Annotated in this window: 15 protein-coding genes; 8 read left to right on the forward strand and 7 right to left on the reverse strand. The window is 43.3% G+C overall.

The annotated features are described in order from the left end of the window. Positions 1-246 precede the first annotated feature (246 nt). The 4 genes from ACETMN_RS19270 to ACETMN_RS19285 all read right to left on the reverse strand — a co-directional run bounded on the left by ACETMN_RS19270 (position 247) and on the right by ACETMN_RS19285 (position 3,641). Complete coding sequence (locus ACETMN_RS19270; RefSeq protein WP_091011932.1) at positions 247-1,563, reverse strand: nucleobase:cation symporter-2 family protein; 1,317 nt, start codon at positions 1,561-1,563, stop codon at positions 247-249. 324 nt (positions 1,564-1,887) lie between these two features. Then, complete coding sequence (locus ACETMN_RS19275; protein WP_091011930.1) at positions 1,888-2,658, reverse strand: NRDE family protein; 771 nt, start codon at positions 2,656-2,658, stop codon at positions 1,888-1,890. 46 nt (positions 2,659-2,704) lie between these two features. After that, complete coding sequence (locus tag ACETMN_RS19280) at positions 2,705-3,004, reverse strand: Dabb family protein (protein ID WP_091011928.1); 300 nt, start codon at positions 3,002-3,004, stop codon at positions 2,705-2,707. Positions 3,005-3,059: 55 nt separating this feature from the next. Continuing rightward, positions 3,060-3,641, reverse strand: a complete 582-nt coding sequence (locus ACETMN_RS19285) for a TetR/AcrR family transcriptional regulator (protein WP_091011927.1) — start codon at positions 3,639-3,641, stop codon at positions 3,060-3,062. 223 nt (positions 3,642-3,864) lie between these two features. Here ACETMN_RS19285 and ACETMN_RS19290 point away from each other — a divergent pair, with 223 nt between their 5' ends. The 3 genes from ACETMN_RS19290 (at position 3,865) to ACETMN_RS19300 (ending at position 6,984) form a co-directional block, all read left to right on the forward strand. Further along, positions 3,865-4,980 (forward strand): NADH:flavin oxidoreductase, encoded by a 1,116-nt coding sequence (locus ACETMN_RS19290; protein WP_091011925.1) that lies wholly within the window; start codon positions 3,865-3,867, stop codon positions 4,978-4,980. A 226-nt stretch (positions 4,981-5,206) separates the two neighbouring features. Continuing rightward, positions 5,207-6,058, forward strand: a complete 852-nt coding sequence (locus tag ACETMN_RS19295; RefSeq protein WP_091011924.1) for an AraC family ligand binding domain-containing protein — start codon at positions 5,207-5,209, stop codon at positions 6,056-6,058. Beyond that, on the forward strand, positions 6,055-6,984 hold the full coding sequence (locus ACETMN_RS19300; protein ID WP_091011922.1) for a DMT family transporter: 930 nt from the start codon (positions 6,055-6,057) through the stop codon (positions 6,982-6,984). The genes ACETMN_RS19295 and ACETMN_RS19300 overlap by 4 nt, the downstream gene beginning before the upstream one ends. 65 nt (positions 6,985-7,049) lie before the next feature. On the opposite strand, the gene ACETMN_RS19305 is transcribed toward ACETMN_RS19300, so the two are convergent. Continuing rightward, positions 7,050-7,748, reverse strand: a complete 699-nt coding sequence (locus tag ACETMN_RS19305; protein WP_091011920.1) for a pseudouridine synthase — start codon at positions 7,746-7,748, stop codon at positions 7,050-7,052. Between the two features lie 204 nt (positions 7,749-7,952). On the opposite strand from ACETMN_RS19305, the gene ACETMN_RS19310 reads away from it, so the two are divergent. The 5 genes from ACETMN_RS19310 to ACETMN_RS19330 all read left to right on the forward strand — a co-directional run bounded on the left by ACETMN_RS19310 (position 7,953) and on the right by ACETMN_RS19330 (position 13,602). Next, the gene (locus ACETMN_RS19310) at positions 7,953-8,585 is read left to right on the forward strand and encodes a DUF1963 domain-containing protein (protein ID WP_091011919.1); all 633 of its coding nucleotides are present in this window, start codon (positions 7,953-7,955) and stop codon (positions 8,583-8,585) included. A gap of 344 nt (positions 8,586-8,929) precedes the next feature. After that, positions 8,930-10,138, forward strand: coding sequence for an MFS transporter (locus ACETMN_RS19315; RefSeq protein WP_091020557.1), 1,209 nt, complete (start codon positions 8,930-8,932; stop codon positions 10,136-10,138). A gap of 90 nt (positions 10,139-10,228) precedes the next feature. Further along, the gene (locus tag ACETMN_RS19320) at positions 10,229-11,467 is read left to right on the forward strand and encodes an aspartate aminotransferase family protein (protein WP_091020559.1); all 1,239 of its coding nucleotides are present in this window, start codon (positions 10,229-10,231) and stop codon (positions 11,465-11,467) included. A 278-nt stretch (positions 11,468-11,745) separates the two neighbouring features. After that, on the forward strand, positions 11,746-12,795 hold the full coding sequence (locus ACETMN_RS19325) for a zinc-dependent alcohol dehydrogenase (RefSeq protein WP_091020561.1): 1,050 nt from the start codon (positions 11,746-11,748) through the stop codon (positions 12,793-12,795). Positions 12,796-12,864: 69 nt separating this feature from the next. Beyond that, complete coding sequence (locus tag ACETMN_RS19330; protein ID WP_091020563.1) at positions 12,865-13,602, forward strand: HAD family hydrolase; 738 nt, start codon at positions 12,865-12,867, stop codon at positions 13,600-13,602. 144 nt (positions 13,603-13,746) lie between these two features. On the opposite strand, the gene ACETMN_RS19335 is transcribed toward ACETMN_RS19330, so the two are convergent. Then, on the reverse strand, positions 13,747-13,929 hold the full coding sequence (locus tag ACETMN_RS19335) for a YjfB family protein (protein ID WP_091020566.1): 183 nt from the start codon (positions 13,927-13,929) through the stop codon (positions 13,747-13,749). A 193-nt stretch (positions 13,930-14,122) separates the two neighbouring features. After that, the gene (locus ACETMN_RS19340; protein WP_411734961.1) at positions 14,123-23,944 is read right to left on the reverse strand and encodes an amino acid adenylation domain-containing protein; all 9,822 of its coding nucleotides are present in this window, start codon (positions 23,942-23,944) and stop codon (positions 14,123-14,125) included. Between the last annotated feature and the right edge of the window lie 13 nt (positions 23,945-23,957).

The raw sequence follows: 23,957 nt of genomic DNA on the forward strand, positions 1-23,957 counted from the left end.
TTCAAGAGGATGTTGACTTAAACGAACATCTAAAATGTTCTTGATGAAACTTTAGCATATTTGCATTCCTTTTGCATTCCTCATGAATAGTCACTTTGATAAGGGAACCACCACATTGTTGGTTTCGCGCAAAAAAATCCAAGAAGTTTTTTGGCCAAGTGGAGTCATTTCCTTTCATTCCACTTCCCAGAGAAACCTTCTTGGATCTGTTCCGTTTACCCGATGACATGTATGTTATTACAAGAATTACGTATGTGCTTCCTGAACCTGTACGGGATGTACAGGCAAGCTTTCTTTTTTGAAACCGAGGTTAAAGAAGACATTAAGCAGGATTGCTGACAGGCTTCCCGTAATAATACCATCGCTAACAATAATCCGAATACTTTGAGGAAGCTGGGCAAACAGGTCGGGTACAGCAGTAACACCGAGCCCAAGTGAAACGGAGCAAGCCACGATCAACAGATTGGATTGTTTGCCAAAGTCGACGTTTTGCAGCATTTTGACCCCGGACGAAACAACCATTCCGAACAGGACAACAGTCGCTCCTCCGAGGACAGCACTTGGAATAATGGTTGCAAAAGCAGCTACCTTCGGAATGAGCCCCAGAAAGACCAGAATACCTCCAGCTGCAACAACAACATTGGTCGTTTTCACTTTGGAGAGCTGAACCAAACCAACATTCTGTGCAAATGTATTGTATGGAAAAGCATTGAATATGCCGCCAAGGACAAACGCGAGACCTTCTGCACGATATCCCCGTGCCAGATCGTTTTCGTTGATCGGTTGATCACAGATTTTGCTCAAAGCCATAAATACACCTGTTGATTCGATGATAACCACCGTACCTACAATAATCATTGTAATGATTGGGCCGATTTCGAAGGTAGGCCATCCAAAGTAAAAGGGTTGAGGTAAATGGAACCAGGAGGCTTCCTGTACAGAGGCAAAATTCACTTTTCCCATGATGGCTGCGATGAGGGTTCCCACGATAATTCCAAGGAGAACAGCCAGGGATTTAACAAACCCGCGAGCATATCGATTCAGGATTAGAATAAAAAGTAATACACCAAATGAAAGCGCCAAATTATCCAAACTTCCGAAATTCTCACTGTTTGCTCCACCCGCCATGTTTTTAATGCCGGTTGGGATTAGCGCAAGACCGATAATGGTTACCACTGTACCGATCACGACTGGCGGAAACAATTTGACGATTTTGCTAAAAAATACGGCAAAGATGACGATAAATAACCCCGCTGCGATGATCGACCCATATATGGTAGGAATTCCGTATTGCGATCCAATCGCAATCATCGGTGTCACCGCTACAAAAGAACTTCCGAGCACCGCTGGCAAACCAATCCCCAAGTACTTCCCTTTTCGTGCCTGAAGCCATGTGGCAATTCCACACGTTAACAGGTCAATGGATACCAGATACGCCAACTGCTCTGCAGTCAGATTTAGTGCTCTGCCCACAAGCAAAGGCACCAGAATCGCTCCCGCATACATCGCGAGTACGTGCTGAATCCCCAGTGAAAAAACTCTCATCTTTTTGGTTTCTTTCATCCCACGTTGCCCCCCTGAAATTAGAATCAACAGAACCACTGCAAAATCATGTTATGTTGATTCACATTATATAAATTATTCAGGGAAGTTCCATGATTCATAACATAGAATTGTGATCAGAGATAAAGAGCCCAACTAAAATTGGGCGTGTTATACAAAAGGTACTCTCATACCGATTATTTCAGGTTATATTAGTTGACACATAAGGTTGGATAGCCCTCTTTGACTCTCCGAAGAAAAGAAACATGAACGTGAGATTTAACTTCAGTACTTCAATGTTTAATACATATTTCTGAACATCACTTGTTTCATCTTCTCAGCTTGTCAGTTGAGAAGATTGATGTTAAATCGTTGCTCCATTACTTCTCCGTTCTGGTGAACCATCTCCGTAAAAAACACTTCTTCTCTATTCATCAGAACAACGGATGAAGCTCTGGTCCCATAGTCGAATTTTTCACTTTTAACGAAGATGGGAGAAAGCAAACGCTCCCATTCCATTGGAACACCTGTATGGGGGAGAAGCTCATCCACTGAAGGGTCAGCCATTTGCAGCAAAACTAATATTTGTTCTGTCAGGGTAGCTTCGTCCTCCCCTTGGATGATTTTCTCCAGCCCTTCTTTTCCACGTTTTACCTTGGGCCAATCTGTATTGATCAAGTGATTACTAATCCCGTATATTCCCGGTTTCAACTTCATCACAACATTGCCCACATTAGAATAATAATAGAGGTCGTCAGGATCACCCACTAACAAATTGTAGCCAGGAAAATCATTGCGACTTTGCTCCGCACGGTGCATATATTGCTCAGGTGTGGACGTTCCCTTCAAAAAATCAGCAACCAGATCTCCTCTTGAGCCCTTGGCATGTACCTCTTCATTCGGATCACGATAATTCGTAACAGCAGCCAGACGCCCACCTTTGGTTACGCCCATCCAGGTTCCCATTTTCGACAAATCCCGGCCAGCCAATATATGAGGATGGTCTTCCCAATAGTGTGCTTGAGCCGTAGGTCTGTTATAGAATTCATCCCTATTTGATCCCAGTATAAGCGGATACGTTCGATGCATGTTGTAAGCAAATAAAATTAAACACATAGAAATCTTCAACTCCTATATTGGTTAAACCTCTATAATTTCCACTTTATATCGCATAATCAACGACAATTACATCTTCCACCCAGCCATCTAGGGAAGCCACAAATGCCTGATGAGCAGGATGCGGGCCATAAGCGCGCAATGCCTCCTGATCTTCAAACGTCACTCGCAAGCCAATTGTGTAACCTTGAATACGGTCCGTTTCTTCCGTGACATTGATCCCTGCGGTCAGCCCGACAATCCCCGGGATTTGTTCCTGTAACGCGAGTAATTGATCCACCAATTCCTGCTGTTTGGCTAATGTGGTTTTATCGTTAAATTTAAAAACAACCAAATGTTCAAACATCTTGTTATTCCTCCTATGTCCATTCGAATAGTAAATGTAATTTCGTTAAATGAAGTCAATTCAACAATTCCAATCCGCCCATCATATAGGGGACCACTCTGTTGGCTAATTCAACCGGAGATTCCTGCCCGCCTTCAATATTCCATCGATACGTCATTCCATAGATCGACCAGCTTAGCATCGTTGCAGTAATTTTCAGCGTTTTGTGATCTACATCCCCCGCTACTTTACTCATTAATTCAAGAAGGAATTGCTCCAGCTGTGTCTTGATGTTTTCTTCAATAATTGGTGCAACTGTCTCATATTTTTTGATGCATCCATTACTTGAGACGTGATAATCACATAATGAAAATATAAGCTGCTCTATGGTTTCGGCTGATAACCGGGCATCCGGGTCCACCCTTTTGGTTACATATTCCATAAAAGCATCCGATAACAAGGCTTCAAGCAGTGCATATTTATCCTGAAAATGGGCGTAAAATGTAGCCCTGTTAATTGTGGCTTGTTCTGTAATGTTTTGAATCGTAATGCTGTTGAAATTTTTAAGATTCAATTGGTTTAAAAACGCATCCAGAATTAATTGACGCGTGCGAATTACACGCGGATCATTCGAGTTTGGAGACAATACACCAGACATGTCCCAATCCTCCTTTGTACACAAAATATTTGATTAGACTCCTTCATTATAGATAAGTGTTATTTGTTCAACAAGTGAAAGTGGGTGCACAGACATCATACAATAATCAGTGTCTTTCGCTTAAGCAACAAAATGCTCCGATTGTTGGTTGAGCACGCCTATACACCTTGTTAAGATTGCACTCGTACCCGCTTGAAGGTGCATAATAATGGAGGTGCTTAGTTTGAGTAATCAACAACATAACGTTATTTCTACGGAGTTTCTGTTCCAACCATACACTGTTCAAAAATTAACCCTGTCCTCACGCATCGTCATGTCCCCCATGGCTCGTGCCTTCTCCCCGGATGGTGTCCCTGGCCCCGATGTAGCCGCATATTATCGTCGGCGTGCCAAGCATGGTGTTGGACTCATTATTACCGAAGGTGCGACCATTGAGCATCCATCAGCATCAAGTGAGCCTAGAATCCCTCATATGTATGGAGAAGCAGCTCTTCAAGGCTGGGCTGAAGTGGTCGAACAAGTCCATGAAGCCGGCGGCAAGATTTTTCCGCAGATTTTACACATGGGAATCGTTCGTCCTTCAGGATCTAACCCACACCCGGAAGCTGCATCACTGAGTCCATCGGGAGTTGATATGGAAGGTACGCAAGTAGGTGCGCCTATGACGGAGACAGAGATCGCAACGGTGATTCAAGCTTATGCTGATGCAGCAGTTAATGCGCAACGCATCGGTTTTGACGGAATTGAGCTTCACGGTGCACACGGGTTTCTGATCGATCAGTTTTTCTGGAAAACAACGAATAGGAGAACGGACCGCTATGGCGGTGACCTTCAAAAACGAACTCAATTCGCGGTTGAACTTGTCATGGCAGTTCGTGCTGCGGTAGGTCCTGATTTCCCTATTGCGATGCGGATTTCCCAATGGAAGATGAATGATTATCAAGCCAGACTGTTCGAAACCCCCGAACAATTGGAACAATTCCTTCGTTTGTTGGTTGACGCAGGTGTAGATATCTTTCACTGCTCGACACGACGCTTCTGGGAGCCCGAGTTTGAAGGATCTGATCTTGGATTTGCAGGTTGGGTAAGAAAACTGAGTGGCCGAACCACAATTACCGTTGGTTCTGTGGGTATGCCAGATGAGCCTGAAGCAGGAGCAGATAAAACAACACATCCAGGTATGGGCGAACTCATGAAGCGATATGAGCAGCAGGAATTTGATCTGGTAGCTGTGGGACGTGCACTTCTTGGCGATCCGGCATGGGCTGCCAAAATACGTGAAGGACGCGTATCCGAGATACAGGCTTTTACACCTGAAGGACTCGCTACGTTACACTAAGAACAATTACTTATTGTTCCATAGATTATTATCTCTCCCATAATATAGGCTTGAACTCATGAATCAACTATACTAAGCAAAGGGCTCGCTTTCCTCCGGGATTGCGGGTATTTTGTTTTTAGAGATATCTGTCCGTTTAAACACTTCGAGCAATAGCAATATCGTTCAAGAAAATTCCTTCTTTGCAACCTATAATGACCTTAACATACCAGAAAGAAGGTGCATCATGACTCGGGAAGTCCGGACTGTCGTTTTTGATACCGACTTACAGCTAGAAGCTTATCAATTTGAAGGCATTATGCAGAAATTTCCCAATCATTTTCATGACTATTATGTCATTGGATTCATTGAACAAGGCAAGCGACACCTCGTCTGCAACAACAAAGAATATATTCTGAATAGCGGAGATATGATTGTTTTTAATCCACATGATCCACATGCCTGCGAACAGGTCGATGGCAGAACCCTCGATTATCGCTGTATCAACGTCCAGCCTGAGGTTATGCGAGAGTATGCGAGAGAGATTACTGGACAAGCTTACTTGCCACGGTTTACATCCCCCGTTCTCTACCAAAGTGAACTTGTGGGTTCCTTGCACGAGCTGCATCAGATGATTCTGGAAGAGCAATCGGATTTCTGCAAAGAAGAATTATTACTCTTACTACTGGATCAATTGCTGCGAGATTATTCGGATGCTGAACCACCTGTTTCCACACAGGATGTTACCTTGGAGATCAGACGCATATGTGATTACATAGAAGATCATTACATGGAGAGCATCTCGCTGAACGAGTTAGCCGATTTGACGGAGATGAGCAAGTACCACCTGCTGCGTTTATTCACTGGCCAGAAAGGGATATCACCTTACCGCTACCTGGAAACGATTCGCATTAATCAAGCCAAACGTCTGCTGGAACAAGGTCTGCTTCCAATTGAAGTGGCCGCACAGACAGGATTCAGTGACCAGAGCCATTTCACGAATTTTTTCAAAAAACTGATCGGCCTGACACCCAAGCAATATAGACGTATCTTCAATCATGATACCGAGCCGAAACGAAACACCGATCACATCATATGACGAGTCATCATAATACCAAGGTATCTACCGGACATTTGCTCGCTTTGTTTACCATCTTAGTCTGGGGGACTACGTTTGTCTCGACGAAGGTTCTGCTGATTGACTTTAAACCAGTGGAGATTTTATTTTTCCGTTTCCTGATCGGGTATTTGGTACTGTTATTGATCTATCCACGTTCACTGCGGATCGCCTCATTCAGAGAAGAATGGTTATTTATTGGAGCAGGACTATGTGGGGTGACGTTATATTTTCTTATTGAAAATATTGCTCTGGTGTACACAACAGCTTCCAACGTGGGGGTTATTGTCTCCAATGCCCCGTTCTTCACTGCCGTGCTCGCACATTTCTTCTTAGATGGTGAGAAGTTAACTCGCCGCTTCATTATCGGATTCGGGATTGCCTTGAGCGGCATCCTACTTATCGCACTGAACGGCAGTTTCATTCTGCAATTGAATCCGATAGGTGATCTGCTTGCTTTCATCGCACCTGCGGTATGGGCGATCTACTCTGTGCTAATGCGGAAAATTGGCGAGCTTTGTTATCACACCATTGGTGCGACTCGCAAAGTGTTCTTCTATGGCCTGATCTTCATGCTGCCAGCTCTATTCCTGTTTGAATTCCATTGGGAACTCGGACGCTTCACGAACATGACCAATCTCTCCAATATTCTCTACCTCGGTCTGGGTGCCTCCGCGTTGTGTTTCGTGACCTGGAACCGGGCCGTGAATCTTCTCGGAGCTATCAAAACGAGCGTATATATCTATCTGGTGCCTGTCATTACTGTTGTGTCATCTGCACTGATTCTTCAAGAGCAGATAACCTGGGTGATTGTGCTCGGAGCTTTCTTAACCCTATTTGGCTCTTACATTTCAGAACAAAAAGGACAAAAACTTAACAACAAAAACACTAATCCGCATAGGAATTAGTGTTTGCTTCATTTTTCACTGATATATCGTGGTTGACCACCGTTGACATGCGCAGAATTCATTCATTATATCTCATGTAATTGAGACAGCAGAATCTCCAGTTCTTCTTGCTCCAGATGACGCCATTGCCCCCGCTCCAGTTGATCCAGCGTAATATTCATAATTCGCACGCGCTCCAGCTTCAGGACTCGGTACCCCAAGGCTTTGCACATTCTGCGGATCTGCAGATTGAGACCCTGTGTCAGAATAATACGAAATACATTGTCACTTTGCCTATACACTTCGCAGGGCTTGGTCACCACGTCCAGAATTTCAATGCCTTCAGACATGGACTTTACAAATTCGTCAGTTACGGGTTTGTCTACAGTCACTACATATTCTTTATCATGATTATGCTCCGAACGCATCATCTTGTTCACAATGCCTCCGTCATTCGTAAGCAAAATCAACCCCTCAGATGCCTTATCCAGCCTGCCTATCGCAAATATGCGAGAAGGATAATTCATATATTGAATGATGTTCCCCTTCACATGTTCTGCTGCTGTGCAGACAATACCGATGGGTTTATTCAGAGCAATGTAGACAGGTTCGCTGTCATTACGAGGAATCTGCTTGCCATCAATGAGTACCACATCGTTAGGTTCAACTTCCGCCCCTTTTTCACATACCCTGCCATTGATCGTTATGCGTCCGGCTGCAATTAAACGGTTCGTTTCCCTGCGGGAGCAGAATCCCGTTTCACTTATATATTTGTTAATTAACATGTGTCACCACTTCTCATCTATAGTATTGCCACTGGTGCTTAGAGTGCTGGTACGTTCATTCGCTTCGTGCAATGAGTTAGTACCTTGTACTGATTTTCATTCCACATCATCTCATTTATACTGAAACGAAGCAATGAATGGTTATATAAAAACACATACAACGTTACCTAGGAAAGCCAAAATACACACTGGAAGGAGTTTCTCATGTACAAAGTTACTCGATTTATAGTTGACCCCGATGATCCAATCCAAAACTCTGGCATGTGGATTGGTGGAGAAATGGCATACGTTGCAGACTGGCCTCTCAACCCTGAGGGGCAGCCTTTATTACATCTGTTCTCCATCAATTGCAATACACTTTCACAGCAGGTCCATATCCCTTCTTTACCACAAGATAAATATATCTCGGTCTTCTCAACCTACTCCGCCTCCGAATACTTTCTGGATCAGGTAACCTATACGGGAGATGAGCTGGAATGGAACGAGAATATTCTCGCCGGATGCACTTATGTCTCGGTAACTTCGCATCCACTCACTTCCGTATGTCCCGTTCCACCCATTCCGTTAAGCCGCGTACGTTTGATTGAAATGGAGTTAGACGATCAGGAATTCCCTGCATTCTCATTTTTCTCTCCCAATTTACCAAACGGTGTGAAAGGAATTGACCATCTGCTAGAGGAACATCAACTGGTGTGTCAAATATATTCCGGAGATTTTCCTGAGCCTTATCGGGATATATTGGGTCTTCCCGATGCAAACGGTTATTTATTTTTGCGAAGTGGTCCGGCGTCTGTTCACGCACCATTCGATGGAATTTTCTTTGTACAGACTGCTTAATAGCGATATGTGGAAGTCAGGTATCATCATATAAAACGGCTAATCAGAACGTTTCCCGTCTACTCAGACAGGGAACGTTTTTTTATATATGCACGTTTTACTATTCTCGATCAATACAGATGCCAAACCCTGTTAAAAGGTCATATGGATTGGATCATATGTATCCTTTCGACACGAAATCGTTTTAGAAAAAAATATACCACAAAAAATATTTCCAACCTTTAAAACTTAACATTATTTTACAATAAAAAGCATGTACATTTGGGCATTTATGGTATAAGTTATATATGAAATAAACATTAATTACATAATATAAAATTTTTATCCATCTAGGAGGTAGGCTTTTGAAAAGAATATTCGCTCTAAGTTGCGGTTTTTATCTGTTAATCGGCATAACCAGCGTTGTGCTCGGTGCACTTCTCCCTGTTTTATTGTCACATTATGAACGCGGTTACAGTGATGGCGGATTTTTGTTGTTCCTGCAGTTTCTTGGATTTCTTGTCGGTGTAATTGTAGCTCCTGCCCTGACAGCCCGTATCGGAAGGAAAGCTATGCTGACCCTTGCCCTGATCTGTATTGTAGCCGCTTATACATTACTCGGTTTTTTACCATCCTGGTCTGTAGTTCTTCTTCTCACGATTATTGTAGGTTTCGGTTCAGGTATCATCGAACCCTCTGTAGGTGCATTCACAATCGAATTCACTGAGAATCAAAAGGCGGTCGCCATGTCCAAGCTGGATGTCTTCTTTGCTCTTGGAGCACTTCTCATCCCGGCTGTTGCTGCTTTATTCATCTGGATGGATCTGTGGCATCTTACTTTTTATACGGTGGCCGTGTTGTCACTGGTTCTCATGCTGCTGTGGATCACCATGCCCCGGCCAGCCGCACTTTATCTGGAACAGGCTGGCGAGAATACAGTGACACATGCAGCAGGTAAAGCCCAATATTCAAGAAAACATCTGGGTCTGCTGACGATCTTTGTCATCTTCTTTTTCATCTACATGGGATTGGAATTGGGATTGATGAACTTCCTGCCCTCCATACTCGTAGAACGACTGCAACTTCAGGAATCTGTCGCATCGCTAAGTGTCTCCATCCTGTGGATTGCGATGATCATCGGTCGTCTTTTCTCCGGAAAAATAGCCGAATCGGTCAACTATATGCCTTTCCTGATCTGGAGTACGGTTGGCACGCTTTTGTTTACGGTCGCTATGGTATTTGTAACTGGACAGTGGGCAACGTATGTGCTCATCTTCGGAACCGGTCTGTTCATGTCAGGGCTGTTCTGTATCGCACTGGTCTACGCAAATGTTCTGATTCCCGGTATGACCGAGCGGACAACCAGTATCCTGATCGCATCGGGTGGTATTGGAGGTGCCATCTTGCAGTATGTGACTGGATGGAGTATGAGTACAGGACCTGTCGTGAATACAATCTGGATTTTGGCCGGATTCTGTCTGATCCTGCTGCTCACATTGATGGTCTCTCATCTATGGACTGTAAAAAATAATGCAGTACGTGCTGCTCTCGCACAACATAGCAAGGAAATGTAAACATCCTTTCTTAAGGGAGGTGATGCCCGCATCATCCGGGATTGTTGAGCTTCGTTCGAGCTAGTACACCATTATATTGGAGGAAATCGTATGCAAACTTTAACCAACAACCGCTTCATAGCCGGAAAAGGGATTAAGTTGATTGACGATTCAGGTGTTGAATACCTGGATGGCGTGTCGGGCACGTTCAATCTGTCACTGGGCTATAATCACCCACATGTTGTCAGCAAAATTCAGGAACAAGTCGGCAATCTGACGCATATGTCTTCCTCCTTCACCGAACCGTACGTAAATGAAGTACTTGATCACTTAATCGAATATGCTCCAAACGACATTAATGCCGGATGGATGCGGGATATCACTGGTTCAACTGCCAACGAATGTGCAACCAAAATTGCACAGAAGTATACCGAATCGACAGACATCATCAGCCTGTATCTGTCCCATCATGGGCAGACCCAATTTGCCACCGGGATTTCGGGGAATGCCTTCCGGCGGAAACGCTTCCCCAATTCGGCTGTGGCTAACGCTGTCCATGTACCTGCCCCATACTGTTATCGTTGCCCATTCAAATCCTCAAATGGAGACTGCGGCTATCAATGTGTTGAAGCTATATCTGATGCGATAGAATATGCAAGTTCCGGCTCAGTCGCCTGTATGATTATTGAACCCATTCTCGGGAATGGCGGCAATATCATCCCTCCCGCCGGATATTTCAAACGACTGCGTAAACTGTGTGATGAGTACAATATTATTCTCATTGCTGACGAAGTACAGACAGGAATCGGTCGTACCGGAACCATGTTTGCCAGCGAACTGTTTGATATCCAGCCTGATATGATTACCCTTGCCAAAGGTCTTGGCGGAATTGGCGTACCTGTTGCTGCTGTATTAATGCAATCCCGATTGAATGTGCTCGAAAAGCATGAACACTCCTTCACCTCAGGAAGCAATCTGATCTCTGTAACCGCTGCCAAATCTACCCTGGAGGTGGTATCTGAACCTGGATTTCTGGATGCCGTGAAACGCAAAGGTGAAATTCTGGGTGAATTGCTGCATGAATTGGCTATGAAATACCCAAGTATCGGGGAAGCTCGTGGTGTCGGGTTAATGTGGGGGTTGGAGATTGTAGGTGACGGTAATGAGCCGGATATGCTAAAAACCAATGCCATTGTTGACCGCGCTTTTACAGATGAGCATCTAATCTTGAGAAGTTCAAGATATGGATTTGGCAACGTTGTTAAGGTCCGGCCTTCCCTTACCACAACCGAAGACGAACTGGTTGAGATTGTGGAGCGGCTGGATTCTGTGCTTGCCAGCGTGCATTAAAACATTTCAATCCAACTGTTCGAAGTGGCGCGTTCCGGTTACGAATCGTTCTGATGATCGCTGTTATCCATGGATTTTCTTGAATTCCCTTTTACGAGGGAAAAATCCTTTGATAGCGTATGCTTCCGAAGCAGCTTTCTTTCAGAAAGCTTTGAGGCGAACGCTCTGCTTCTTCAGAATCGATTTCGTCCCCTTCACTACTTTCGTATCTTGTCAGAAACAGTTTTAAGATGAATCGCTATATTTATATTTTTATATAATTATAAGGAGGTTATATCATGCTTGCTTTGGTATACAAATCGGCTTGGGATGTGGCGCTTGAGGAACGGCCTGTTCCGGAAATCACGAGAGATAACCAGGTGTTGGTTCGTATTCGGGCGACAGGTGTATGTGGTACCGATCTCGGTATTGTCAGCGGCAAATATCATGCGGTCCCTTCCGTCATTCTCGGTCATGAGTCTGCCGGGGAAGTCATTGATGTTGGCTCTGCGGTAACGACATTACAACCGGGTGACCGTGTTGTGATCGATCCTACCTACTATTGCGGACAATGTGACATGTGCAGAACAGGTAGACAAAATCATTGCACACACAAGTCTGTTACCGAGACAGGTGTGAGTGCTGACGGAACATTTACAGATTATTATGTGACCGAGGATCGCTTTTTGTACAAATTGAAGGATCATGTGAGCTATGAGGAAGCGACTTTGACGGAACCACTCAGCTGTATGCTGACGGGGATTAATCAGATACATTTACTGCCGAATTTCAGAACGATCATCCTCGGCGCAGGCCCGATTGGCATTCTGTACAGCTACGCGCTCGCTTCCAAAGGGGTCACTGGCTGTCTGGTCGACATCTCCGAAGAACGCTTAGCCATTGCCGGTTCTATTGCACCTGATCGTTGGGAAGTTCATTCATCCTTCGAAAATGCAATAGAATCACTGTCACCCGCAACCCATCAGGTCGATATGATCGTGGATACAACAGGTGTTGTGGGCACACAAGTGCTTTCCCAGCTCGCCAGTGGCGGTTATCTGATGCTGGTTGGACTGAGAGATGGAAACACATCTTTCAATCCCAAGGAAGTTGTGGACCGCAGTCTGAAAATTATTGGTTCCATCGACTCTCTGGGGACATTCGCTACCGCACATTATATGATTGAACAAGGGATTATTCCGGCAAAAAAAATCATCACCCACTCCTTCCCGTTGGAGGATTACGAAGAGGCATTCCGCACACTTGGCTGCGATATTCAGGGACGCACACTTCAAGCTTCTTCACATGCCATTAAAGTTGTACTGCAATCCAGCGGTTCCAGTTTCTAAAGTGGAAGGTTAACCATGAATGGATTACATTAGACATATGTTTACACAATCCTGGAGGAGGAATACAACATGGCAGCAAACAAAGAATCTAACGGACTGGGAGCGCCCAATGATGACATCATTCAAGCGGTCATTTTTGACATGGATGGTGTACTGATTGACAGTGAACCGATTTATTTCGAGATTGAGCGCAGCTCTTTTGCCCATTTTGGAGCAAGGGTGACTGATGAAGAACATCATACCTATGTTGGAGTTACGCTGGAATCCATGTGGCAGCAAGTATTGGACAAACATCAGCTGACAGCTACGCTGGAAGAAATATTTGCTTATCATCAGCATAATGTGATGCAAACCATGCTTGCCCACCCGAATCTGACGGCCATGCCTTCCGTGGAACGCTGGTTAAGCTGGCTGCATGATCAACACGTATCAATAGCCGTTGCTTCTTCCTCTCCACGTGCACTGATTGATCTGATCATGGACAAAACCGGACTTGGACAATACTTTGAGGTGCGAATGACAGGTGAGGAAGTTACGAATGGCAAGCCGGCACCAGATATTTTCCTGACCACAGCTGAAATGATTGGTGCATCCCCTTCGAATTGTCTGGTGATCGAGGACTCACGCAATGGTGTTCAGGCCGCCAAAAGTGCAGGCATGCGCTGTATCGGATATCGCAATCCGGGATCAGGCAACCAGGACTTGTCCAAAGCCGATCTTCAGATTTCCAGTTACGATGAGTTATGGACCTTGAAGGACACACTACCCTTTGAAGGCAGATTGCCAAGTTTGTCAAAGTTTCGCTGAGAAGATCGTAATACAAAGATCGTAATTTCGGAATGAGTATTTAAAATAAAACAACCCAAACGGCTTCAATTCATTTGAATTGGAGCTGTTTGGGTTTTGCTTGCTGCAATGGGTGTTACATAAGAACACATGCTGTAATTTCAACTAAACCGAAAGATCGAGACTTCTACCCAGATTGGGATGAGGAGCAGGCACAGACTTCAACATTTCCGTCATCTGCTGGCCTTGCTGCTGTGCCATGTCTTTCGTAATCGACATCACTTGCAAGCTTGCCGACTGTACGACCGAAGCTTGGCTCATTGCCATTGATAATGCTGCAATATCCATGTTTTTCACTCCTTTCACTTTCTGATTACATAGATGTACTTATTATATATCGGTTAGAAGGGAGGAATTGTTAAAAGGTCGATCAAAATGTATACGGAAATCCATTCCATTCAATCACACCACCCCAGGTCTGTGGTGTAACGAATCACAGAGACGTTATTTTGTCGATTGGATCGTTTTTTTTACTTGTGCATTAATAAGTGTTCGACGTAATCAATCCAAGTTCGTTTATTTTAACTTCCGGGTTCCTTACCACCTGTTGAATCATGGAAATAAAGTGTTTTTGAATCTGTTCAACGGTAGAAAGGTCATACACATTGGCATTGTACATCAAAATGATCTTCATATTTTCATGGGGTTTGACAATCAAGGTAAAATCAAAACTATTGTGTTCTGTACCCCCAACATTCATAATCTCAAGCGGTATTTCACCTTTCTGACCCAGACTCTCCATTCGGTTCTCTACCGGGAAGTTCTGATACACAACAACATGGTTAATCAGAGATTGTTTTTGCTTGGTCAGATTTTGAATATCGTATAACGAATACGTATCATACGCATGTGAATCCACAGCTTGTGCCTGATTCCTTTTCATCAAAGATATAAATGACTCATCGGCCTGAGCATGGATCCGAACAGGAATCGCATTAATAAATAATCCAATCATACTTTCGATCCCCGGAATGACAGGTGGTCTGCCCGATACAACACTTCCGAATACAACATCATTGCTTTCATTGTATTGCTGCAACAATATACCCCAAGCAGTCTGCACTAACGTATGGAGCGTTACATGCTGCTGTTCCACAATCTGTTTCATTTGCTCGATTAGTACATCATCCAAATAACAGTTCAGTGTTCTGGAATCCTGTCTTTCATGTTTCGGTTTGATTTTTTCTCCAGGCAGTTTCGTTTGCCCCTCATAACCATCCAAGTAATGACTCCAATAGGTTATTGCACCTTGATGATTTTGCTGTTCCAACCATTCTATGAATTGACTATAAGGTGTTAATAGAGTCACTTGAGGCTTTCTATTCTCCCGAATCGCAAAGTAATTCTCAAATATTTCTTTGCTTACGAGAGACATACACCAACCGTCCATCAAAATATGGTGAAAACTCCATATGACGCGGTATTCCTCATGCTTTGTTCGTAAAACAGACATACGTATTAGCGAATCTCGTTGTAAGTCAAATCCTCTGGCCTTGTCCTGCTCGATATACTCGTCAACATACGTTTTACGTTGCAGCTCACTTGTGCCAGCTACATCTTCATAGTGAAATTCAAATTTCTTCTCTTGATACACGATTTGAAGAGGGATATCCACGAAATCACTGTAAAAATTAGTTCTTAATATCGCATGCCTTTGCATTAATTGATCCAAACTTTGCGCAAAAGAGGTAACATCCAAATCTCCACGCATGTCAAACATGATTTGTACAAAGTAAGCGCCCGAAATTGGATTCCGTTCACTTTCGTACAACATTTCCTTCTGTAATGGTGTAAGTGGGTACACATTTTCGATTCGACCGATGTGCCCAGTTTGTTCCACGATTTGATCCAATTGATCAATGGTTAATGACTTGCATGAAATATCACTTGGCGTAAGCTCGGTTTGTTCCTTCGTTACACAATGTTCAACAACTCTATTAAGACCTTCCTTATAGAGACAAGCCAATTGCTCCATCGTTTCCCGGCGATATTGTTTTGAACTATAATTAATGGACAGCGACAACCGACCCTCTGTAACGATGCCATTGATATTAAGCACAAATGGTCTCTTGTTGTTTTCACTTACGGATGGCCCGCTGGAATAAGGCGAGAATTTAATACCATCCTGGCCCGAATCCTGATTCACCTGTCCCATATAGTTGAAACTAATTTCGGGATTTTTCTCTAACTCGAATCCTTCATTTCCATGTGACAAATACCTCGAAATTCCGTAACCAATGCCTTTGGTTGGGATCTGGCGCAGTCCTTCCTTGACGGTCTTAATCTTCCTTGATAAGTCAGCCCCGGACTCCATCCTAATCATAACGGGGTACATACTCGTAAACCATCCCACTGTACGCGTAATATCCAGCTCTGACAGGATGTCTTCTCTACCATGCCCTTCCAGATTTACGAGGATTTCTCCCATACCTATCCAATCATGAACAGCCATTCCCAATGCCGTTAGCAATATATCATTAATTTCCGTATGGTACGCATGATGTGTCTGCTTTAATAATTGCTCGGTTTCCGCTGCGGTCCAATGAATGGTGATCGTTTCACTATCCTTGCCAGTCGTCTCATCACAATCCATATCTTTAGGCAGCGGGCTTAGCTGGGCCTGCTCCACACGACTCCAGTATGGATTCTCTTGCTTCATCGCCGGGCTGTCTGCAAACGTAGACAATTGTTCTGCCCATTGTTTAAACGAGGTCGTTTTTTGAGGAAGCCGGATTTCTTCACCTCTTAAGAACTGGTCTTGCCCTGTCTGAATATCTTCATATAAAATACGCCATGAAACCCCGTCTACCAACAAATGATGAATGGCTATAAGCAGGTGATCCCCTTCAGTACATTGGAACAACCCAAGTTTGATCAAAGGTCCGTGAGACAGATCCATACCACTCTGAATTTCTTTTGCTTTATTTTCAATGAACGATGCAGGATCAACCTCATTCTTCAGGTCAATGATCTCCAGACTGTATAATCCTTCTTCGTCTGCCCCTCGATTCCACGCTTCATATCCGACTTCAGGCGATTGACGATAAAGGATGCGGAGAGCATCATGCTGTTTTACGATCTGATTCATGATGCTGTGAATAAAACGGACATCAAACCCTTTTTCACGAAAGAACATCATTTCCTGATTGTAATGATGGGCGTCCACCATATTTTGATCAAAGAACCAGCGCTGAACCGGTGTCAGCATCACTTGTCCCGTAACTTCCCCTTGGTCAGAGATAGTGCTCACGGATGTAACATGTTCACTCAACTCTGCTACTGTCGGATAGGTGAAGAAATGCTTCATTTCCACTTTATACCCTGCTTGAAGCAGTCGTGAGGAAACTTGAATACATTTAATCGAATCACCCCCGAGTTCAAAGAAATGATCTGAAGTGCTAACCTTTTGAATACCAAGCACAGCTTCCCAGGCAGCGACGATCGCTTGTTCTACAGCGTTTTGTGGCGCCATATACTCGGTACCTTTTTGCATACGTTCCTGTGGAGATGGCAATGACTTTCGGTCAACCTTTCCATTGGAAGTTAACAGTATATGCTCTAAGTGAATAAAATAAGATGGGATCATATAATCCGGAATTTCATGAGATAATGCCATTCTGATTTTCTTCGCTGTCAGTGAGCTGTCGCCTTTCCAATATGCACACAACTGCTTCGAACCATCCTCATGCTCACGGGCAATAACGACCGCTTCCTGAATGGAATCTATTTGCAAAAGTGCAGTCTCCACTTCGCCAAGCTCAATTCGGTAACCGCGAATTTTCACTTGATGATCGATTCGTCCCAGATATTCAATATTTCCATCCGGCAGCCATCTTGCGGCATCTCCAGTGCGATACATTTTCCCTTCTGTAATCCAGGGATGATCAACAAATTTCTCTGCGGTTAAATCAGGTCGGTTCAGATATCCTCTGGCAAGCCCTTCACCTGCTACAACTAATTCTCCCTGAACACCGATCGGTTGAATCCGTTGATGTTGATCCAAAATATAGGTTTGCAACGTCGGGATTGGTTTTCCAATATTGCTCTTTCCAGCATGTATTTCAATGTCGGTTATTTCCTTATACGTTACATGAACCGTTGTTTCGGTTATCCCATACATATTAATTAACTGGATAAATGGATATTTCAGCTTCCAGTCCTTCAATAACATTGGATTGAGGGCTTCTCCTCCAAAAATCACTTTTCTTAATTTCAGATCTGCTGTATGACTTGCCAGTTCTTCCTGAAGAAGATGATAGAAGTACGTTGGCGTTTGATTCAAGATCGTCACTTGCTCGTCTTTTAACAATTGTAGAAATTGTTCCGGACTTTTTGCCGTCATTTGAGGTACGATAACCAGTTTTCCGCCATAGAGCAATGCCCCATACATTTCCCATACCGAAAAATCAAAACAAAAAGAATGGAATAATGTCCATGTATCTGATGCGTTAAAATCAAATAAATTCTTACTATTGAACAACAATCGCACCACATTTTTATGTTCAATACATGTCCCTTTTGGTTTACCTGTCGTTCCTGAAGTATAGATCACGTAGGCCAAGCCTGTTGGTGTAGCAGTAACTCCCAAGTTCGAATGATCTTCATGATAGGACTTAGGTTGATCCAGGTAAACGACCTCTCCTGCAAAAGAGATGCGTTCTTGCAAATGACTTTGCATTAATAATACATGTACACCCGAATCCTCAAGCATGTAGTTTATACGATCCTCCGGATATTCGGGATCAATCGGCACGTATGCGCCACCCGCTTTCAAAATAGCAAGGATTCCTACAACCATGTCTAGCGAACGATCAGCGATGATCCCGATTAACTGATCATTTTGAATGCCTTTAGCCTTCAACGTTCTTGCCAATTGGTTGGCTTTCTCGTTCAGCCCTTGATAGGTCAAATGTTGATCCTCGAAAACAACCGCAACGTGTTCAGGAGTTCTTGCAGCTTGTTCCTCAAACAGTCCATGAATTGTCTTGTCCATTGGGTATTCAGCCATAGAATCATTAAACTGCTCCAAAATTTGTTTTTTCTCCTGTGTTGTAGTCAAGTCAATGTCATGGATAGGGATAAGCGGATTGTTGACCACTTGCTCCAACATCTGAATCAAGTGACCTTGAATGCGTTCTACGCTTGCCCGATCATAGACGTTAGCATTGTAATAGAACATGAATTTCATGGATTGGCCTGGTTTAATAATCAGGTTAAAATCATAGTTCGTTTGTTCATCTGCTTCTACATTCGTAATCCGAAGAGCTGTCTCTTCCTGATCCCCAAACTGTTCCATAATGCCCTGTACAGGATAATTCTCAAATATCAGGATATGATCAATCAAATTTTGCTTTTGCGATGTTTCCGCTTGAATCTCGTATAGCGGATACGTGTCATGTGGATGCGAAGCGACAGCATGTTCCTGATTCCGCTTCATAATCGCTGCAAATGTCTCGTTACCTTGAGTCTGAATACGTACAGGAATGGTATTGATGAATAAACCAATGATTCGCTCCACTCCAACAATCGCCGCAGGTCTGCCCGACACCACGCTTCCGAATACAACATCCTCACTGCCGTTATATATCTGTAGTAACATTCCCCAGGCTGTCTGCATGAACGTATTCAGCGTCACCTGATTCTGACTGGCCACTTGTGCGATCTGTCCGGTTAATTCCTGACTAAGTGTACAAATCATATGCTCTGAATGATATTCATCACTCTTCGTAATTGAATGTTCTTTTGGCAAAGTGGTCTGCTCATCATAACCTTGCAAATAGTCACGCCAGTATTTCAGGGACTCTTCATGATCTTGATTGTCCAGCCATTCAATATAGTGTTTGTATGGAATCGTACTCTTTGCCTCCAGTTTTCGTTGTTCCTGAATAGCAAAGTATCCATCAAACAACTCCTGGATTACAAGAGACAGGCACCAGCCATCCATCAAAATATGATGATAATTCCAAATGAAACGATAGGTTTGGTCCTGCGTTTGCAAGATCGAAATACGCATTAACACATCCTGAGACAGGTCGAATCCTTTTATTTTATCTGCTCTTGTATATTCTGCCACGTATGCTTTACGATCTTCTTCATTCATCTCACGCAAATCTTCGTATACTAGCCCATTCCGTTTATGACGGTATACCACTTGCAGGGGGCCATTCTTCCATTTGCTATGAAAATTTGTTCTGAGAATCGAATTACGCTGCATCAACTGATCCAGACTCTTCGTAAAAGCCTCCACGTCTAACGAGCCATGAAGATCGAGCGTCGTTTGAAGGAAATACGCTTCAGATTTTGAATGAAGCAAATGATGAAAGAACATCCCATTTTGCATCGGTGACAAAGCATATATATCTTCGATTTCACCAATATGTTCAGATTCTTGAACAAATCCTTCTAATTCTTCAATCGTAATTCCTTTTAACGTTAGATCACTTGGTGTACATTCCGGCCTCTCTTTTGTCACACAATGTTTCACGATTTCTTGCAGATGATCTCTAAAATATGTTGCCACTCGCTCCATCGTTTCTTTTTGATATTGTGTGCGACTATACCGAAGGGACAACGTCAATTTGCCTTCCACAATTAAAGCATTCATATCGATAAGAACATTTCTTCTGTGATTGTCGCTTGCTGTTATTCCGCCTGGATAGGGAGAGATTTGCATCCCACTGTTCTGAAGATCCTGATCAAATTGTCCCAGATAGTTAAAACTAATTTCAGGATTCAAGGTATATGGAGTTTCTTGCTGATGTGCACTTAAATATCGTAAAATACCATAACCTATCCCTTTTTTAGGGATTTGACGAATCATTTCTTTGTTTGTTTTGATGAGAAAAGACATATTAGAACTTGCTTCCATATCAAGTACAACCGGATACTGGCTCGTAAACCATCCAATCGTTCGTGTAATATCGAGATCCGGTAAAATTTGCTCTCTTCCATGTCCCTCCAGATTGACCAGCACTTTATCCATGCCCGTCCATTGGTGAATAGACATGCCTAATGCATGGAGCAGCAAATCGCTAATCTCCGTTTTATAAGCACGATTCGCTTGTTTTAATAATTGTTCCGTTTCTGCCGCTGACCATTCCATCGTGATCTCTTCACTGTCTTTTTCCAGTGCATGATCCGCTTCGAAATCTGTAGGTAACGGCTTATAGGTTGATTTTTCAATTTCGTTCCAATATGCAATTTCTTGCGTTATCGCATCACTGTTCGCATACAACTGGAGCTGTTCTGCCCATAATTGGAATGAAGCCGTTTTTTGCGGTAGTTGAATGGGTTGTCCATCACTTAATTGTTCATAGCCCCTCGATAGGTCTTCGATCAAAATTCTCCATGAAACCCCGTCGATGACTAGATGGTGAATAACGATGAGTAAATGGTCTCCGTCTGCACATTGAAATACGCCCAGCTTCATCAAAGGTCCACGTTCCAAAGTGAACATGCTTTGCATTTCATTTGCCTTCTTCTCGATTTCTTGAGACGGATCTTCCAATGACTGGAAGTCCATCACTTCAAGTGTATATAAGGGGTCCTTTTCCTGCCCTTCATTCCACGCCTCATAACCCTGTTCTGTAAGGCGATATGCCGTACGAAGTGCATCATGATGCTCACTCAGTTTATCGAATACACGGCGAAGTGTGGCTTCGTGAAAACCTTCTTTCCGATACAGCATCACGGACTGATTATAATGATGGGCGTCCACCTTGTATTGCTCAAAAAACCAATGCTGGATTGGAGTCAGCATTACTTTACCAGTGATGATTCCCTGTTCTGACAGGGTACTTATGGGTTGAACATAGGGAATCAAGCTTGCTATGGTTGGATTTTTAAACAGATGATCCATCTGCACCTGGTAACCTGCTTGATATAATCTTGAAGAAACCTGAATGGATTTAATCGAATCTCCTCCAAGCTCGAAGAAATTATCCAAAATCCCAATGTTCTCTACCCCAAGCACCTCTTTCCAGATCGATACAAGTTGTTGTTCCACCATCGTTCGGGGTGCTTCGTACTCCATGCCCTTCAACATATGTTCTTTGGGAGCAGGCAAAGCTTTGCGATCGATTTTCCCGTTAGACGTGAGCGGCATCTGATTCAGCTGTACAAAATAGGACGGAATCATGTAGTTTGGCAGCTGCTGGGACAGCGCCTCCCGCAGTTCCCCGATCGTGATTGCATCCTCTCCTACCAGGTACGCACATAATTGTTTGGTTCCCGTTTCATCTTCTCTGGCTATGACGATGGCCTCTTTTATCTGGGTACTATTTAGAAGAGCCGTCTCAACTTCACCAAGTTCAATCCGGTGTCCACGAATTTTCTCTTGATGATCAACCCTCCCTATATACTCTAAGTTCCCATCGGGCAGCCATCTTGCGAAGTCACCTGTCTTGTACATTTTCGCTCCCGCAACAAATGGATCATCCACGAATTTCTCCGCAGTCAGATCTGGACGGTTCAAGTAACCTCTGGAGAGCCCTGCTCCTGCTACACATAACTCTCCCTGAACTCCAATAGGCTGCAATTCATTCCGTTCTCCTAAAATGTAGACTCTATTGTTCGCAATAGGCTTCCCTATTGAGATATTTTGATCTGCCGACTTGATCGACAGAACTGTGGATACAACACTATTTTCAGTTGGACCGTATTCATTACACACTTCGATGCGTGGATTGATGCGCTGCAATTTGTGTATTAAGGCAGGAACAATCTTCTCTCCCGCAGCCACCACATTTTTCATGGATGTCCACTCTTCCGCGCTTACTTGTTCCAACAGTGTCATCAAGAAACTGGGTGGACTTTGGATATGCGTGATTTGCTGTTTTTTGATCATCGTATTGATGGCTATAGCATCTTTACACTGTTGCTGGTTTAACAAATACACGGTCGAGCCAGATATCATCGGACCAAAGAAATGAGTAATAAATGAATCAAAAACGAAAGGATTCAGCATTAATACCCGATCATCTCCGGTAAAATGATAAAAATCCGATTTCCATTGCAGGGAGTTCACAATGCTGGCATGTTCAATCATCACGCCTTTGGGATGACCTGTTGTTCCAGACGTGTAGATCATGTATGCCAAATCACTGGAGATCGCTCCATCTACCAAATTTAAATGATGATCATGGTGATTTATTTCAGAATCCAGAATGACACATGTCCCTGCAAAATGTTCAGGTTTCTGTATATGACTTTGATGCAGCAACCAAGCCACTTTTGAATCCTCAAGGATATAGTGAATACGATCTGCCGGATATTCCGGATCGATTGGGACATATGCCCCGCCAGCTTTTAGAATACCGAATAAACCTATGATCATCTCAAGTGAGCGCTCTGCCATAATGCCAACGAACTGACCCGCCTGCACCCCCTTAGCTTGAAGCAATCGGGCCAATTGGTTGGATTTTTGATTTAACTCTCTGTACGTTAACTGTCTATTCTCAAATACGACTGCCGGATGGTCCGGTGTTCGTTCCACCTGTTCTTCAAATAATTGATGAATTGTCTTGTTCTGTGGATACTCAACCCTTGTATCGTTAAAGTCATATAACAGCTTGTTTCGATGAAACTCTGATAACATATCAACTTGACATAGCTCCAGATCAGGTTGGTTTAGAACTACGGAAAATAATTGGTCAAGATGTTCAACAATTTGTACCATATAATCCCGATCATAACGATCATTATCATAAACTAATCTTAACTGAATGGAGTCGTTCTCCAGATCAAAGTGGAACATTGTCGTCGCTTTTACGTGATTTTGATCAAGGGCAGGATGAATTTCATTCAACGAAACCAAGGTATGAATTAGAGGTACATGGTTCGAATCATACTGAACATTTAAACGTTCAACCATTTTTCTGAAAGGGATTCGTTGATGCTGAATGGCTTCGGTTAAACTGATCTTCACTTGATTAAATAAGGATTTGAATGACATTACATGATTGATATTATTTTTTAAGACAAGAACCTTATTCGAGAGCGATAGATCATTGTTCTTTTCTTCCATCGTTGGTATGCCAATAATCATCTTGGTTTTATTCGTGTATTTATATAACAGACACTGAACTCCCGTTAATAAGATCGTATATATCGCCATAGGAGCATTTCGCGACATGGACTTGATTTTATGTGAAACATCGGCTGACAAAGACTTATATATATCATTCTGGTGCTGCGTATCGTCTGGATGTTTGGAGGTTGTCTTGCAATAAGGCAAATGAACAAGATGATCCTCATCTTCAAATCGGCTTGCCCAATACGATTCCTGTTTCTTAAAAATAGACATACGGCACCCCGAT

Source organism: Paenibacillus sp. M2 (assembly GCF_046713495.1).
Classification (GTDB): Bacteria; Bacillota; Bacilli; order Paenibacillales; family Paenibacillaceae; genus Paenibacillus; species Paenibacillus amylolyticus_B.